Origin of the sequence: Neobacillus paridis, assembly GCF_016765675.1 — a bacterium.
Classification (GTDB): domain Bacteria; phylum Bacillota; class Bacilli; order Bacillales; family Cytobacillaceae; genus Neobacillus; species Neobacillus paridis.
On record NZ_JAESWB010000360.1, the window covers coordinates 1 to 437 of the forward strand.

1 protein-coding gene is annotated in these 437 nt (G+C 57.2%); it reads left to right on the plus strand.

Translation table 11 applies throughout. The annotated features are described in order from the left end of the window. A partial coding sequence (locus JK635_RS29205; RefSeq protein WP_202655865.1) for a kinase/pyrophosphorylase occupies positions 1-437 on the plus strand: 437 nt, incomplete at both ends.

Sequence of the window (437 nt, forward strand, 5' to 3'; positions counted from 1 at the left end):
ATCAATTTTTCGCTCGCGCACGATGATGGCCAGTCCGACAAGAACCTGGCGATGGCCGATGTGATCCTGGTTGGCGTGTCACGGTCCGGAAAAACTCCGACCAGCCTGTATCTCGCCATGCAGTACGGCATCAAGGCGGCCAACTATCCGCTGATTCCGGAAGATTTCGAGCGCGGAAAGCTTCCTGGCAATCTGGTGCAGTTCAAGTCCAAGATCTTTGGCCTGTCGATCGCGCCGGAGCGGCTGGCCGAGGTCCGCAACGAGCGCCGGCCGGGCAGCAAGTACGCTGCGCTGGAAAACTGCCGCTACGAAGTCAACGAAGCTGAAAATATGATGCGCCGCGAAGGGATACGCTGGATGTCTTCCACGGTCAAATCCATTGAGGAAATCGCCACCATGATCCTGCAGGAGATTCGCCTCGACAAGCGTTCCTATTG